The organism is Yersinia frederiksenii ATCC 33641, from assembly GCF_000754805.1.
Taxonomy (GTDB): domain Bacteria; phylum Pseudomonadota; class Gammaproteobacteria; order Enterobacterales; family Enterobacteriaceae; genus Yersinia; species Yersinia frederiksenii.
On the sequence record NZ_KN150731.1, the window covers coordinates 384,836 to 398,855 of the forward strand.

Here is a 14,020-nt window from a genome sequence, read left to right on the forward strand (position 1 = left end):
TGAAAATCCACCCTATAGATAAGGTTGCGACCAATGAAAACTGGCCTGTATTCCCTAATGTTAGGATGCAATACCCTTTTGCTTCCTCTCGCCTTCCCGTCAATCAGCATAGCGCAGCCAATAGCGGCTGAAAATATTAGCCAATGGCAAGGATTTAATGCACCAACCGGCATCGCCACCGCAAAAGATGGTACGATCTATGTGACTAATTGGGGCGGCAATACCGTGGACAAAATCGCGTCTGATGGCTCCCGTACCGTTTTTCTGACCGGAATATCCTCGCCAGCAGGTATTGTTATTGATAACGATGGAACTATTTTCGTTGCATCCTATTCCGGTGACTATATCGAGGCCATAGCGCCTGACGGGGCCAGAAAACGACTGGTTGAGGGACTTGCCACTCCGACCGGGTTGGCCCTTGCGGCTAATGGTCAACTGCTAGTAGCCAATAGAGCGGCCGGTCAGATCTTGTCGATCAATAAATCAAACAGCCAACAACGTGTCGTCGCCCGCTCGCTATCCCTGCCCGTAGGCGTTGTTGAAATGAAAGATGGCAGTCTGGTTTCGTCACAGTACGGCGGGCGAGTGACTCGAATTAAACCTGATGGAACCACACAAGAGCTGGGAAAAGAGTTTATCCGACCGGGTGTCGGTATTCTGGCTGATGGCGATGATGCCGTTTTTGTCATTGATAATGGGGCTAACGTGGTGCGGCGGGTTTCATTCTCAGGGCAGACACAGACCATCGGCCCGGAAATGACTGGCGGCAGTGCGGTCGCACTGGGTTGGGGCAATAGCAACGAACTACTGGCTGGAGCTTGGGGGAACAATAGGATTTACCGTATCCACCTGACGCGTTAGTCTGAATGGCAGAGACAAAGACGCGGCCAAAAGAGTTCGGCCGCGGTTGCCCGACTAAAGTAACCAACACTGTTGATCGTCGTGATCAAGCCGAGCCACGACGGATCAACACCGGCGGTAATATCACGTTTTGCAGTTGCAAATCTACCCCGGCAATACGTTGGAGTAACCGCAACCCGGCACTGTAACCAATCTCTCTGGCAGAACTGGTGATAAAGGTTAACGGCGGCTCAGTGAGCTCAGCTTCAGGAACATCACCAAAACCAATCAATGCCACTTGTTGATCGAGATAGGTATCCACCCCGGCGCTGCCAATGGTTCTACCCGTGCGTAAAATACCAAAATAAGCCCCCAATGCCACTGACGCCTGATGGCATACAATGGCGCTGACATTGGGATGATGACGCAATAACTCTTCCGCCGCATCTGCAGCAGCTTGTTGATGGCTGTCACATTCAACCACCCATTCTGAGCGAAACGGTAGCCCATATTGCACCAATGTGGCACAAAAGCCCCCTAGCCGCTCAGCACGAGTCAATGAGTGCGAATGACCGCCCAAATAAGCAATTTGCCGATGACCGCGATCAATAAGAAACTCCGTCGCCATTTTAGCCGCTTGCATATTGTCGGGACGCACTACATCCACCCCCTCCAACACGTTGGAACGAGCGGCGCAAATCAGTGGGATATCATGCTCGGCGGCTTTTTCTTGTAATCCCATTTCCCGTTTGGCACCGCCCCCCAGCACCAAGCCATCAACCCCTTGAGCAATCAGTGTGTTAAAACAACGTAATAGCCCTTTACCCTCACGACCGCTTTGGGTCAGGAATAACAGTTTGCCCTCGGCTTCAATTGCCTGGCTCAATCCCGCAGTCATTTCGGCATAAAATGGATCGCCAATATCACGTACGATCAAACCAATGACGCCAGACTCCCCGCCGCGTAATTGGGCCGCCTGACGGTTACGGACATAACCCAATTGTTCTATTGCCTGATTAACCCGGTCGGAAGTGGCCGGAGAAATACGCCCTTTGCCACTGATCGCGAGTGAAACAGTCGCGACCGAGACCCCCGCAAATTTGGCCACATCGGTAATTGTCGTTTTTTTAATAGTCATAACCGCTGATAAGCATTGTTAACTTAGTCTGGTCAATCTTCGTACTTCAGCACGAAGCCCAATACATCCGGGTAAATGTTACACCCGCAGCATCAAATTCATCCGACAAAACACGCTAAGTTAAACGTTTAATCTGATGATTTACTCTAATACAAAAATAGGATCGGTAATTGTGACTTGCCACTCATATTATCTGGGTTAAACGTTTTATCTTATTTTACCTCCAGACAGGGAGACGAAATACCCGCCATGGCACGTCAATAAATATCAGCGAGTGGCGTTTTTAATATCAGCATTTTTAACATCAGGTGTGTTAAGCACAGGAGTCACTATGTCAGCGGTAAAAAAACAAAAAATTACGCTGTGGGAGTTTTTCCAAAGTTTGGGGAAAACTTTCATGCTACCCGTCGCCCTGCTCTCCTTCTGCGGGATCATGTTGGGCATCGGCAGTTCACTCAGCAGTAAAGATGTCATCACTCTGTTGCCGTTTATTGGTCATCCTGCCTTCCAGTTATTATTTACATGGATGAGTAAAGTTGGCTCATTTGCTTTTAGCTTCTTGCCAGTGATGTTCGCCATCGCTATCCCACTGGGTATGGCACGCGAAAACAAAGGTGTGGCGGCGTTCTCCGGTTTTGTCGGTTTTGCGGTCCTGAATCTGGCTACCAACTTTTACCTCACCACCAGCGGGGTGTTGCCAACGACCGATCCCTTGGTACTGAAAACCCATAATATTCAGAATATTTTGGGCATTCAGTCCATTGATACCGGTATTTTGGGTGCAGTCATTGTCGGGGTTATTGTTTACCTGCTACATGAGCGCTTCAACACCATTCGCCTACCTGATGCATTAGCTTTCTTTGGCGGCACCCGCTTTGTCCCGATTGTGACCACTGTGGTCCTCGGACTGGTCGGTTTATTGATCCCGCTGATCTGGCCTTGGTTTGCTGCCGGTATTAATGGCTTGGGCCGATTGATCAATGGTGCCGGGATGTTTGGCCCGATGATCTTCGGTAGCGGCGAGCGCTTATTACTGCCCTTTGGCTTACACCATATCTTGGTGGCACTGATTCGTTTCACTGAAGCGGGCGGCACTATGGATGTCTGTGGTCATAGCGTCAGTGGTGCCTTGACCATCTTCCAGGCGCAATTATCCTGCCCGACTACCACCGGTTTCTCTGAAAGTGCAACGCGCTTCTTGTCTCAGGGTAAAATGCCTGCATTCCTTGGTGGTTTACCGGGTGCAGCACTGGCAATGTACCACTGCGCCAAACCTGAAAACCGTCATAAAATTAAAGGATTACTGATTTCTGGCGTGGTGGCTTGTGTGGTCGGCGGCACCACCGAACCGATTGAATTCCTGTTCTTGTTTGTCGCGCCATTCCTCTATCTGATCCATGCCATCCTGACCGGTTTGGGCTTTACCGTCATGGCCTTACTGGGAGTTACCATCGGCAATACTGACGGTAATATCATTGATTTTGTGGTGTTCGGCATTCTGCATGGCACCGCCACTAAATGGTACTGGGTGCCAGTAGTCGCGGGGATCTGGTTTGTTGCTTACTATATGATCTTCCGTTTTGCTATTCAGCACTTCAATATCAAAACTCCGGGACGTGAGAGTGAAACCACCGCCAGTACCAATGCTGAAAAGGCGGCCAGTGGCGCAGTTACCGGTAAATCCGGCTATAACTCCCCGGCTATCCTAACGGCGCTGGGGGGCGCGGATAATATTGTCTCATTAGATAACTGTATTACTCGCTTACGTATGTCAGTTAAAGATATGAGTCTGGTAGACAAAGAAGCGCTGAAAGCCAACCGGGCCATTGGGGTTATTCAACTCAACGATCACAACCTTCAAGTGGTTATTGGCCCACAAGTGCAATCAGTGAAAGATGAATTAGACTCACTGATAGGCAATCAGCAATTTGCCACGTCCTAACTCGATAATCCGTTGAGCGATGGCTAAAGACCGATTATGTGAACATTAAGACCCGAAGTCCTTGCCGTGGCCGCTAACAACTTAGCGGCTTCAAATACCGAGGGTCTACTTGATAAGTGAGATGCAAATGTTTGATTTCTCCACCCCTGTCGATCGCCACGGCACGTGGTGTACCCAATGGGACTATATTGCAGACCGTTTTGGCGCCGCAGACTTGCTGCCCTTTACTATCTCGGATATGGACTTCCCCACCGCACCGGCTATTCTGCAAGCGCTGAATCAGCGAATCGAACACGGGGTGTTGGGGTACAGCCGCTGGCAGCATGAAGATTTTCTGGGTGCGGTTCGTCATTGGTATCAGCAACGTTTTCATTGCCATATTGATACCTCAATGGCGGTTTATGGCCCATCGGTTATTTATATGGTGGCCCAGCTCATTCGTTGCTGGTCAGCTCCCGGTGATTTCATCGTCACCCACACCCCTGCTTATGATGCTTTTTACAAAGTGATCCTCGGTAATCAACGTCAATTACTGAGCTGTCCACTGCATAAAGTTGACAACCAGTGGCAATGCGACATGGCCCATTTGGAAGCTTTGCTGGCCCGTCCCCAGACTAAAGTTTTATTACTGTGCAGCCCGCACAACCCAACCGGCAAAGTCTGGACACCGCAAGAGCTGGCACACATGGCGGAGTTGTGTGAGCGCCATCAGGTCAAAGTGATCAGTGATGAGATTCACATGGACATGACTTGGGGTGATCAAGTCCATACCCCGTGGAGTCAGGTTGGCCAGACACCTTGGGCTTTACTGACCTCCGGCTCCAAGACCTTTAATATTCCCGCACTAACAGGGGCTTACGGTTTTATCAGTGACACTGAGACTCGCGATATCTATACCCAGATGTTAAAGGGCCGCGATGGTCTATCTTCCCCAGCGGTGCTGGCGATCGTTGCGCATATCGCCGCGTATCGGCAGGCAGAACCTTGGTTGGATGAATTGCGCCATTATCTGCAAGCCAATCTGGCTTATGTTGCTCAGCGATTAAATGAAGCCTTCCCGACATTAAACTGGCAACCCCCCCAGGCAACCTATTTAGCCTGGATAGATTTGCGCCCACTGAATCTTGATGATCATCAATTGCAGAATGTCCTGATCGAGCAACAGAAAGTCGCCATTATGCCCGGTTTTACCTACGGCGAAGAGGGCCGCGGTTTCCTGCGCCTCAATGTCGGCTGCCCACGCAGCAAAGTTGTCGCCGGTATGGATAAGTTGATCAGTGGCATCCAATTTTTGCAGGGGAAATAACGATTGGGTTTGCTGACAAACTGACATTATCAGTTCCGCGTCTATCGGGGCGACTGCACCGATGGGCGCTCCAGTCACATATACCACTTGAGTTACCTTTTTTTGAAAGTCAAAGTGTCGCTCAAAACATATTCAAGACTGGTGTCTCCTGGCCCAAATGCAATCTTAGTCGGCGTACTCATACTCGCCGTCAACTGGATACGAAGGTCATCAGACGTTTGTGTATTTGGTTTTGGCAACGCCGCGCCTAACGCGAGGTCAGTTACCGTTAGATAATATGACATTTGTGGAACATCGAAATAATAGTCGGTATTTGGCATACCTTGGATGACCAACGCGGGTGTTATGCCCATATATAATGCAACACTCATTGTTAATGAATTAGAAACGGTAAAACTGGTGTCGGTCTTGATTTCTAATTTGTTAAAAAGGCTGCTGTTCGTATAGGGTTCCCCCGATAGAAAGGCGCCATTCTTATATTGAATGGGGAGGACATTATCCCCCCCTGCAGTGTTTGGAAAAACAGCGGTTGGGGTTTGTCCTGAGACGAATAGCACACCGACATCAATAGGCCGGTCGCTACTTCCCCACCCTAATCCGAAAGTTGTTTGATCCCAGTTAAACAAGTAATTTCCCCCGTCATTGATCGTCTTCAGAGACCAAACAAGTGAAAACCCGCTGTTGCTTGAACCATCGCTCATAAATATGGCCACATTTTGCGGCGCACCACTGTCATTGGTGACATATACGGAGTAAGTCATGAGTAGAGTTCCCTTTTTAAAAGTGAATATACGTGGCAAGAACTGCGGGAGAATAAGATGGTTCGAATATGGGTTAAAATAATGAAAATCAATTTTCACTGCAGATAAACTAAAAAAATGCTTATGTTTCATATTAGATTTCGAAAAACCAATCTGTCGTCAGCAACAGATTGGCTTCGTTAAACCTGCGGGACAAAATGCCCTATTGGCGTCCAAAGAAGGACACAATATTAGATCGGCACAAATTGTAAGGTTTCATTGAGTTTGAAATTCAACGAAGTGATCCCATCTGCAAAGGCAAACTGGGTTGGACTACTGACAAATGTTCCCGAGACAGCGACTCCCTGTTTTGAATCGGTGGTACAAATCCAATAGGTTGGGTGCGTATCAAACAAGAAATTCCCATTTGGTTTTCCTTGCATCGCAAATGCAGGCAAAGAATTCATGTAAACAGCCAGGCTCATCGCCTGTGATTGCGTAACAGTAAACGTTGAATCGGTTGTGACTAGCATACTGCCGCTAGCTACTTCTGGATTGTTGTAAGCCAGAGGTTTGGTTTGGAACTGACCATTGGTGTAGGTCACCCCCATCGAGTTGTTTCCGCTAGATGCGGTAGGGTTCATGCTCTGGAGCGGCCCACCGGAACTCCATTTAACCCCCGGAGCCAGAGGCTGTTCAGTTGTCCCCCAGTTCAGAGCCCAATCGATTGACCAATTATAAGTATTAGTATTTCCACTGTTTATCGTCTGCAACAGCCATACCAGAGGCAAGCCTGATATGAGGTTAGGGTAAGTTTGATAGATGGCAACATTCGCGGGAGCACCGCTGGCATTTAACACAGAAATGGAATATGAAGACATAAGTTTATTTCCTTTCAGTTTGAATGAGCTACGGGATCGATATATTTGGCATCAATTGACTAGGGTGTTGCGTTCCAGAACAAACTAATTATTGCCAATGTTTTGCATTGTGCAAATATATTTTCCTCGCTTCAAAAATTAGGATTATCGCAATTTAATAGCGAAATAAATATTTATTTTTTATAATTTAACCTGTGGATCGGCACAGATAATTATCACATATTCAATGGGATAATGATTTGTAAAACATTACAAACATTGGTGTATAACATGGGGTTTTAATTAAAATAATTGACATTTCAAACTTATCATTTTAATCATAACATTATGTTTTTATTGACTATAAATATTTTTATCTGTTAATTTTTCTTTTTTTATTTTTAAATGTCATCAATGCTCATTAATTAGCATGGTAATTAATTAGTTTTTTACTGCCGTCCATTCTGTACATGAAAAAATGCACGTTTAATATTCGTAACACCTTAATTTATTATGTTTAAAATAATTAAATTAGAAATTCATATATCAACGCTTTAGATATTCGTAATACAAGTAAAATCTCTTACAGTGTTAATTTCATTAATAACTATTTTTCTGCATAGATAATTTATTTGATTCAAACTATTCCAAAGATACTACAGATATTCCCCTACTCACTTGCGCAACAGCCTTATCGAAGTTATACCAAGTCAGTCGTCGATTTTTTTTTGAGGTTTTTTCACGTTTGCATCCCTGATACGCCACGAACCCGCTGTAATTATTATTCAGAATTGTTAAGCATCGTTAATGAATCTGTACTATAAATTAACTGCAGCACATACCGTCAGGAAGCTAATTATACTTGTCAGTGGCAAAAGCACATAGGCAACGTTCTATTTGTCAGTCACTTACAGAGAATAATATGGTTCCACCCGATTCTCGAGTCACTTCCAAGAAACAATGGAAACTCAGGAGGCAGACCTAGTGAAGACAAACCGAATTTCTCGCTGTTTAGCTGCAGGTATAATTCTGGGCACTTTTGTCGCTCAGTCCGCTCCGGCCCTTGCCGTAGACCTGCCGTTTAGTGCTAATTGTACCCATTATGCCGCTATCAATGTCACGCCACCCGATACCGGTATTACCTTCCGTAAAAATCCGAACAGTGCTGCAACCCGAGCAGCAACTGCAACAATCTTTTCCATTAATGGGTTGGCCAATATAACTATCCCAGCAAATGGGGTGTCGTGCTTTTACACCGTTCAAGGCAATGATAATTATTGTTTCCAAGCCTCCAATGATGCGGCAGCTTTTATGAATATAAACGCCGTTGCTAACACGAATAATGCGGCAGTTCCAGCTTGTCAATAGACGTACTAATGTGCGATAAATACCGGCTCAAAATCCGGTATTTATCGTCTTTTTATTTTTAGTGCCAAATAACTTTTATAAAACTTTGAACCAATGAGTTGAAATAGCTCAATAATTTGGCTGAATGATGGCCGCTATATTCCGGTAACTTGCAAGATAATAGGTATTTTTTAATCAAAGTGAGTGCACAATATGATCGACTCCCGCCTTCCTCTGACCGACATCCATCGCCACCTTGATGGCAATATCCGTGCGCAAACTATTTTGGAACTGGGTCGCCAGTTTAATTTATCATTACCAGCTAATGAGTTAGATGCCCTGCGGCCCCATGTGCAAATCACGAAAACTGAACCTGATTTAATCAGTTTCCTGCAAAAACTAGATTGGGGCGTGGCGGTTCTCGGTTCACTGGATGCTTGCCGTCGAGTGGCATACGAAAACGTCGAAGATGCGGCAAACGCAGGTTTGCATTATGCCGAGCTGCGTTTCTCTCCTTTCTATATGGCCATGAAACACCAGTTGCCAGTTGCCGGTGTGGTCGAGGCGGTGATTGACGGTATCGAGTCCGGCTGCCGTGATTTTGATATTGATATTCGCCTTATTGGTATTCTCAGCCGCACCTTTGGTGAACAGGCCTGCTTGCAAGAGCTTGATGGCTTACTAACCCATCGTGATAGCATTACGGCGTTGGACCTGGCCGGTGACGAGTTGGGTTTCCCCGGTAGCCTGTTCCGCAGCCACTTCAATCGCGCGCGCGATGCGGGTTTACGTATTACTGTTCATGCTGGCGAAGCCGCTGGCCCGGAAAGTATTTGGCAGGCTATCCGTGAGTTAGGGGCTGAACGTATTGGTCACGGGGTGAAAGCGGTAGAAGATATTAAGCTGATGGATTATTTGGCTGAGCATAACATTGGGATTGAAGCCTGTTTGACCTCCAATATCCAGACCAGCACGGTCTCGTCTTTGGCAACCCACCCTTTAACCACCTTCCTGCGGCACGGTGTGATGGCCTCCATTAATACCGATGACCCGGCAGTTCAAGGGATTGAAATTGCCCATGAGTATCAAGTTGCCGCACCCGCTGCGGGCCTAACGCCGCAAGAAATTCGCCGGGCACAAGAAAATGGCCTGGCCATGGCCTTTATTAGCGAGCAAGAAAAACAGGCGCTACGTGACAAAATCTGCGCTTAAACCATCAAGGTTGTGAGATAAAAAACGCCCGTATTTCATTGAAGTACGGGCGTTTTAGTTCTGATAGTGATTGCGCTGATAAATTATTTGGATTCTACGTTATCAGCAGAAATTGGCGCGGTGGCAACTGACGCTTTATCAGCATTTTCTTTGGCGATCCGTTTAGCATAACGCTGCGCCAATACCGCACAGACCATCAATTGAACCTGATGGAATATCATCAGCGGCAAGACCATAACCCCCACCACCGCCGCAGGAAACAGCACATTAGCCATCGGGATACCATTGGCCAGGCTTTTCTTCGAGCCACAAAACACAATGGTAATTTCATCGGCGGTGTTGAAACCAAGCCAGCGCGCCGCATAGGTATTGACGACCAACACAATGGTCAGCAACACCATTGAACATACCAAGATGGCTAACAGTGACCAGCCGTCGATTTGATGCCAAATGCCCTGCACCACCGCTTCGCTGAAAGCCACATACACCACCAATAAAATGGATGACCGGTCAGTGATATTAACTAACTTTTTATGACGTTCGACCCATTTGGCAATCAGTGGACGTGATAAATGACCGACAATAAATGGCACCATCAATTGCATGACGATAGAACCAATAGCATGCAGCGTATCAGTGTCACCGCCCTGGGTTTGCATCAGCATGCCCACCAGAATCGGTGATAAGAAGACCCCAAGGATACTGGAGGCCGATGCACTGCATATTGCTGCCGCCACATTGCCCCCAGCTACCGAGGTATAGGCGATAGCGGATTGAACTGTTGCCGGCAACGCACACAGATAGAGAAAACCCAGGTACAGCGTGGGGGTCAGAACGCCGGGAACCAGCACATTCATGCCCAAGCCCAGCAGGGGGAATAACGCAAAGGTACTGAGGAATACCAGCAAATGTAGCTTCCAATGCCCCATACCGGTGACTATCGCTGCGCGCGAAAGTTTAGCGCCGTGCATAAAGAATAATAAGGCGATGGCCGCCGTCGTCAGGTGTTCAAACCACACTTTGACTGCCCCTTCACAAGGGAAAATCGAGGCAATAATGACCACCAAAATCAAGACTGATAAAAACGTATCTATTTTTAAACGTTGTAACCAAGACATGCCACTATAATCCTTCTCCCCGATGAACTTGACACTGCTGAGTGATTAGCAGTCTAGCGACGACCTCAAGTTCTTTAGGATATCTTTTGAATAAAAAACTGGGTGCATTAATCACACCCAGAGTGGCAACTCAGTGTGCAGATGAAACCGGCAGCGCTTTTTTCTGTTGATCAGAGGCGATACCCAACTCAATCAATTCCATCACTTTAATCGCTTCAGATGCGGGCACCGGATTGGCGGCCGTCCCCAAAATAGCATCGCGAATACCGGCGTAATAAGCCGGATAATTACCCGGTAAAGTCAGTAACGGTTTCTCTGCCAAAACACCATCATGTGACAGTGTCACTACACCATCGCGCATATCATAGCCCCAGTCAGCCTGAGGTAGACGCTCACCTGCCTTCAGCCTATCCTCTTGAGGATCCAAGCCAAATTTAATGTAGCTGCCTTGCATACCATGCACGATATAACGCGCGGTTTCTGCCGCAGCCAATACTGTGCTGTGCAGCACGACACGCTGACCCGGATAGCTGAGAATGGCATGGAAATAATCAACCGATTGCGCACCTGGGCGCAACATCCCCAGATCCACATTTAAGGTGTCAGGTAAGCCAAACAGTTGCACAGCCTGATCCAGCAGATGTGGCCCCAAATCGTACCAAATGCCACTCCCGGCACCGGCTTGTTCACGCCAGCGTTGGCGGATCTCTGGGCGATAGCGGTCAAAATGAGATTCAAAATAGACCACTTTCCCCAGCGCACCTTCTGCCAGCAATGTTTTGAGGGTTAAAAAATCGCTATCCCAACGACGGTTGTGGAACACCGATAGCAGTAAACCAGCGGCATCCGCCTGTTTTTTCAGCTCATTAGCTTGTGACAGTGTCACGGTAAACGGTTTGTCGACCACCACATTTTTACCGGCTGCCAGTGCTTTTTGCGCCAGCGGGAAATGGGTATCATTGGGGGTTGGAATCACGATGAGGTCGATGGAAGGATCATCAAATAACGCTTGTGGGTCAGAAACCACGGCCATTGATGGCCAATCGGCATGAACTTTACTGGCATCACTGCTGGAAACCCCCGCCAGTTCAAGCCCCGGCGTCCCCATAATGAGTGGCGCATGGAACGTTTTACTGGCATAACCATAACCCAGTAAGCCTACTTTTATCTTGTCAGCCATTACTTTCCCCTCACCAAAATACAAAATACTCACGATTAGACCCAAAGTCATTGGAGTTGCAGGTAGGCAGCAATAGAACTCATCCTGATGAGCTTACACCCGTAAGTGATTCGGGTGAATGAATGCGGCGAACACCCCTGCGACTTCAAGTACAAAGGGTATTGATTTGACACCATGATGAATCCCACAACAAGAGGTAATTTTTGGCTTAACGTTTCTGGCGGGATTAAACCCGCACCAATCCCTCTGAATTATCTCGCCATTCTGGCTGACGCAAGCTTCGTTGCGGGTAGTTGGTTTCAATACTGCGACGCCTGAAATCACTGGGGCTAACCCCTACACGCTTGCGGAAAACCCGTGAGAAATAGAGCTGGTCATCATAGCCCACCACGCGGCCGATAGTGGCAATAGGCTCTTGGGTGGTTTGCAGTAATAATTTAGCCCGGATAACCCGCTGGTCTTCGCGCCAACGCAGGATATTGATCCCCACTTGCTCACGAAATAGGTGCGCTAAGCGCGATGGCGACAGGCAGACATGGCGGGCGACCTCATCAATGCGCAGTTCACCCGCCAAATTGCCGGTAATAAACTGGCACGCCTCGATAACTCGCGGATCCATAATACGTTGCGGACTAAGCGGATCTTCTTCCATGGCTCGCAGCAGCAGCCGCTCCAGTAAATTCATCCCCAACTCTTCACCAAAGCGACGACCCGATTTTTGCGTCTGCTCAATGTTGGCGAACAGCCGGTCAAACTCTAATAGCAAATTATTGTTAGGTAACGACAAACGCCCTACTTCATGCGTTTTACTGTGCCACTCTAACCAGTCGGCCCAGTAGGCCCGTGGTCGGAAATAGACCCAGCGGTGATACCAGCAGTCACTGTTTGGTGAGCGGCCATAGTAATGCGATGCTTTCGGGGGGAATAACAGTAAGTCACCGGGGTTGCTGTAAAACGTATTTTCACCGTCAAAAATCTTGCCCTGACCCTTAATCGTCAGGTTCAAAATATAGCCTTTCATGCCACCTGGCCGGTCGATAAAAAAATCGAGTGGTCCGTCTGCCAGAATCGGGGTTAATCCGGCGACCAGATAGGCGTTAAAGGTGTAGCCTGGTAGCAAAGGATTGGGTTGCGGTTCCTGAACCATTCGATGGTACATTTAGCCTCCTTGGAGTCTTTCTCTGTTATGCATTTAAACCCACATGTTTAATTCAGTTTATCGGGCAGATTTAACGCTGCCCGATAGTGATAACAGAATTGTGAGCCAGATAGGCTTTTTATGGACTTTTCTGTCACTGTGGTATTTATACCGTCCGTTTAGCCAGCTGTTTGTAGCGGTCGAAGATCACCGCCGCCAGCAGGATCAGACCACGTACAACGTATTGTGAGAACGGCGAAATGTTCAGTAGGTTCATGGCATTTTCCACTGTCCCCAGAATCAAGATCCCGGCAATTACATAGGAAATCTTGCCAATCCCGCCTTTGAGTGAAACCCCACCCAACACACAAGCAGAAATAACAATTAACTCGTAACCAATCGAGGTCATAGGCTGACCACTGGTCATGCGCGAAGCCAGAATGATCCCCGCTGCCGCCGAAACCAGACCAGATAATACGAAGATAATAATTTTGGTGCGCACCACCGGCACCCCGGCCAAGCGGGCAGCATCTTCATTCCCGCCAATGGCTAACGTATTGCGGCCAAAGGTGGTTTTATTCAATAAGAAACCGAATAAGGCCAGACAAGCAATGGTGATCCAGATAGGTGCCGGTAAGCCAAACCAGTTGGTATACCCCAGGGCAAAGAAGCGCTCATCCTCGATACCCACCGCTTTACCATCAGAAATAATATACGCCAGACCACGGACTATCTGCATGGTGGCCAAGGTGGTGATCAAGGCATTGATTTTCAGTCGGGCAATGACAAAACCATTAATTAGCCCACACAACGCGCCCAGCAGCAAGCCGGCAGCCACACCAATCCACAGGCTTTCGGTCATATTAATCACCACTGCGGTGGTGACACCCGCACAGGCGATAACCGAAGCAACCGATAAGTCAAAATCACCGGACGCCAGACAAAACAGCATGCCGCACGCTACCATGCCCGACATCGAAATGGCCAGCCCCAGCCCTTTCATATTGATAAATGAGCCAAAATTAGGCACAAAAATAATGCAGCCGATAAATACCACAGCAAACACCACCAGCATGCCGTAACTGTCCCAAATGCGGGATAGCCCAAAGCCTCCTTTAGCCGGAGCCTCTTGCGGTGGCGGCGACTGAGGTGAGGTCGGGGTCTTCTTATCTGAATTCAAAGTAACGCTGGACATAGTT

General features: G+C 47.8%; 12 protein-coding genes. 5 read left to right on the forward strand and 7 right to left on the reverse strand.

Annotation, left to right across the window (positions count from 1 at the left end; genetic code table 11):
* The first annotated feature begins 33 nt into the window (after window positions 1–33).
* Window positions 34–861: a virginiamycin B lyase family protein gene (locus tag DJ58_RS19585; RefSeq protein ID WP_115155705.1), complete on the forward strand. Its 828-nt coding sequence runs from the start codon at window positions 34–36 to the stop codon at window positions 859–861.
* Between the two features lie 85 nt (window positions 862–946).
* Here DJ58_RS19585 and DJ58_RS19580 read toward each other — a convergent pair whose 3' ends face one another.
* Window positions 947–1,978, reverse strand: a complete 1,032-nt coding sequence (locus DJ58_RS19580; protein ID WP_004711733.1) for a Mal regulon transcriptional regulator MalI — start codon at window positions 1,976–1,978, stop codon at window positions 947–949.
* Window positions 1,979–2,309: 331 nt separating this feature from the next.
* Between DJ58_RS19580 and malX the strand changes: the two genes are divergently transcribed.
* Both malX and DJ58_RS19570 read left to right on the forward strand, forming a co-directional pair.
* Complete coding sequence (gene malX / locus DJ58_RS19575; protein ID WP_004711735.1) at window positions 2,310–3,920, forward strand: maltose/glucose-specific PTS transporter subunit IIBC; 1,611 nt, start codon at window positions 2,310–2,312, stop codon at window positions 3,918–3,920.
* Window positions 3,921–4,047: 127 nt separating this feature from the next.
* Window positions 4,048–5,226, forward strand: coding sequence for a MalY/PatB family protein (locus DJ58_RS19570; RefSeq protein WP_032911742.1), 1,179 nt, complete (start codon window positions 4,048–4,050; stop codon window positions 5,224–5,226).
* Between the two features lie 92 nt (window positions 5,227–5,318).
* On the opposite strand, the gene DJ58_RS19565 is transcribed toward DJ58_RS19570, so the two are convergent.
* Both DJ58_RS19565 and DJ58_RS19560 read right to left on the reverse strand, forming a co-directional pair.
* On the reverse strand, window positions 5,319–6,119 hold the full coding sequence (locus tag DJ58_RS19565) for a hypothetical protein (RefSeq protein WP_004711739.1): 801 nt from the start codon (window positions 6,117–6,119) through the stop codon (window positions 5,319–5,321).
* 98 nt (window positions 6,120–6,217) lie between these two features.
* Entirely contained in the window at window positions 6,218–6,847 is a 630-nt protein-coding gene (locus tag DJ58_RS19560; RefSeq protein WP_004711740.1) for a hypothetical protein, read from the reverse strand.
* 963 nt (window positions 6,848–7,810) lie between these two features.
* Here DJ58_RS19560 and DJ58_RS19555 point away from each other — a divergent pair.
* Together DJ58_RS19555 and add are read left to right on the forward strand one after the other, a co-directional pair.
* Window positions 7,811–8,194 carry a hypothetical protein gene (locus DJ58_RS19555; protein ID WP_004711742.1) on the forward strand — a complete coding sequence of 128 codons (384 nt, stop codon included), beginning with the start codon at window positions 7,811–7,813 and terminating at the stop codon, window positions 8,192–8,194.
* 192 nt (window positions 8,195–8,386) lie between these two features.
* Complete coding sequence (gene add, locus DJ58_RS19550) at window positions 8,387–9,385, forward strand: adenosine deaminase (protein WP_004711743.1); 999 nt, start codon at window positions 8,387–8,389, stop codon at window positions 9,383–9,385.
* Window positions 9,386–9,468: 83 nt separating this feature from the next.
* On the opposite strand, the gene DJ58_RS19545 is transcribed toward add, so the two are convergent.
* The 4 genes from DJ58_RS19545 to araH all read right to left on the reverse strand — a co-directional run bounded on the left by DJ58_RS19545 (window position 9,469) and on the right by araH (window position 14,016).
* Window positions 9,469–10,503 (reverse strand): bile acid:sodium symporter family protein, encoded by a 1,035-nt coding sequence (locus DJ58_RS19545; protein ID WP_004711745.1) that lies wholly within the window; start codon window positions 10,501–10,503, stop codon window positions 9,469–9,471.
* Window positions 10,504–10,633: 130 nt separating this feature from the next.
* A complete protein-coding gene (locus DJ58_RS19540) occupies window positions 10,634–11,683 on the reverse strand; it encodes an oxidoreductase (protein ID WP_032911731.1) in 1,050 nt (349 codons plus the stop codon).
* Window positions 11,684–11,909: 226 nt separating this feature from the next.
* Window positions 11,910–12,842 (reverse strand): arabinose operon transcriptional regulator AraC, encoded by a 933-nt coding sequence (araC, locus tag DJ58_RS19535; protein WP_032911732.1) that lies wholly within the window; start codon window positions 12,840–12,842, stop codon window positions 11,910–11,912.
* A 145-nt stretch (window positions 12,843–12,987) separates the two neighbouring features.
* The gene (araH, locus tag DJ58_RS19530; RefSeq protein ID WP_032911733.1) at window positions 12,988–14,016 is read right to left on the reverse strand and encodes an L-arabinose ABC transporter permease AraH; all 1,029 of its coding nucleotides are present in this window, start codon (window positions 14,014–14,016) and stop codon (window positions 12,988–12,990) included.
* Between the last annotated feature and the right edge of the window lie 4 nt (window positions 14,017–14,020).

Bases quoted from the DNA above. Each gene is read 5' to 3' on its own strand.
- DJ58_RS19585 (WP_115155705.1), top strand. From the start codon at position 34: ATGAAAACTGGCCTGTATTCCCTAATGTTAGGATGCAATACCCTTTTG.
- DJ58_RS19580 (WP_004711733.1), bottom strand. From the start codon at position 1,978: ATGACTATTAAAAAAACGACAATTACCGATGTGGCCAAATTTGCGGGG.
- malX (WP_004711735.1), top strand. From the start codon at position 2,310: ATGTCAGCGGTAAAAAAACAAAAAATTACGCTGTGGGAGTTTTTCCAA.
- DJ58_RS19570 (WP_032911742.1), top strand. From the start codon at position 4,048: ATGTTTGATTTCTCCACCCCTGTCGATCGCCACGGCACGTGGTGTACC.
- DJ58_RS19565 (WP_004711739.1), bottom strand. From the start codon at position 6,119: ATGAAACATAAGCATTTTTTTAGTTTATCTGCAGTGAAAATTGATTTT.
- DJ58_RS19560 (WP_004711740.1), bottom strand. From the start codon at position 6,847: ATGTCTTCATATTCCATTTCTGTGTTAAATGCCAGCGGTGCTCCCGCG.
- add (WP_004711743.1), top strand. From the start codon at position 8,387: ATGATCGACTCCCGCCTTCCTCTGACCGACATCCATCGCCACCTTGAT.
- DJ58_RS19545 (WP_004711745.1), bottom strand. From the start codon at position 10,503: ATGTCTTGGTTACAACGTTTAAAAATAGATACGTTTTTATCAGTCTTG.
- DJ58_RS19540 (WP_032911731.1), bottom strand. From the start codon at position 11,683: ATGGCTGACAAGATAAAAGTAGGCTTACTGGGTTATGGTTATGCCAGT.
- araC (WP_032911732.1), bottom strand. From the start codon at position 12,842: ATGTACCATCGAATGGTTCAGGAACCGCAACCCAATCCTTTGCTACCA.
- araH (WP_032911733.1), bottom strand. From the start codon at position 14,016: ATGTCCAGCGTTACTTTGAATTCAGATAAGAAGACCCCGACCTCACCT.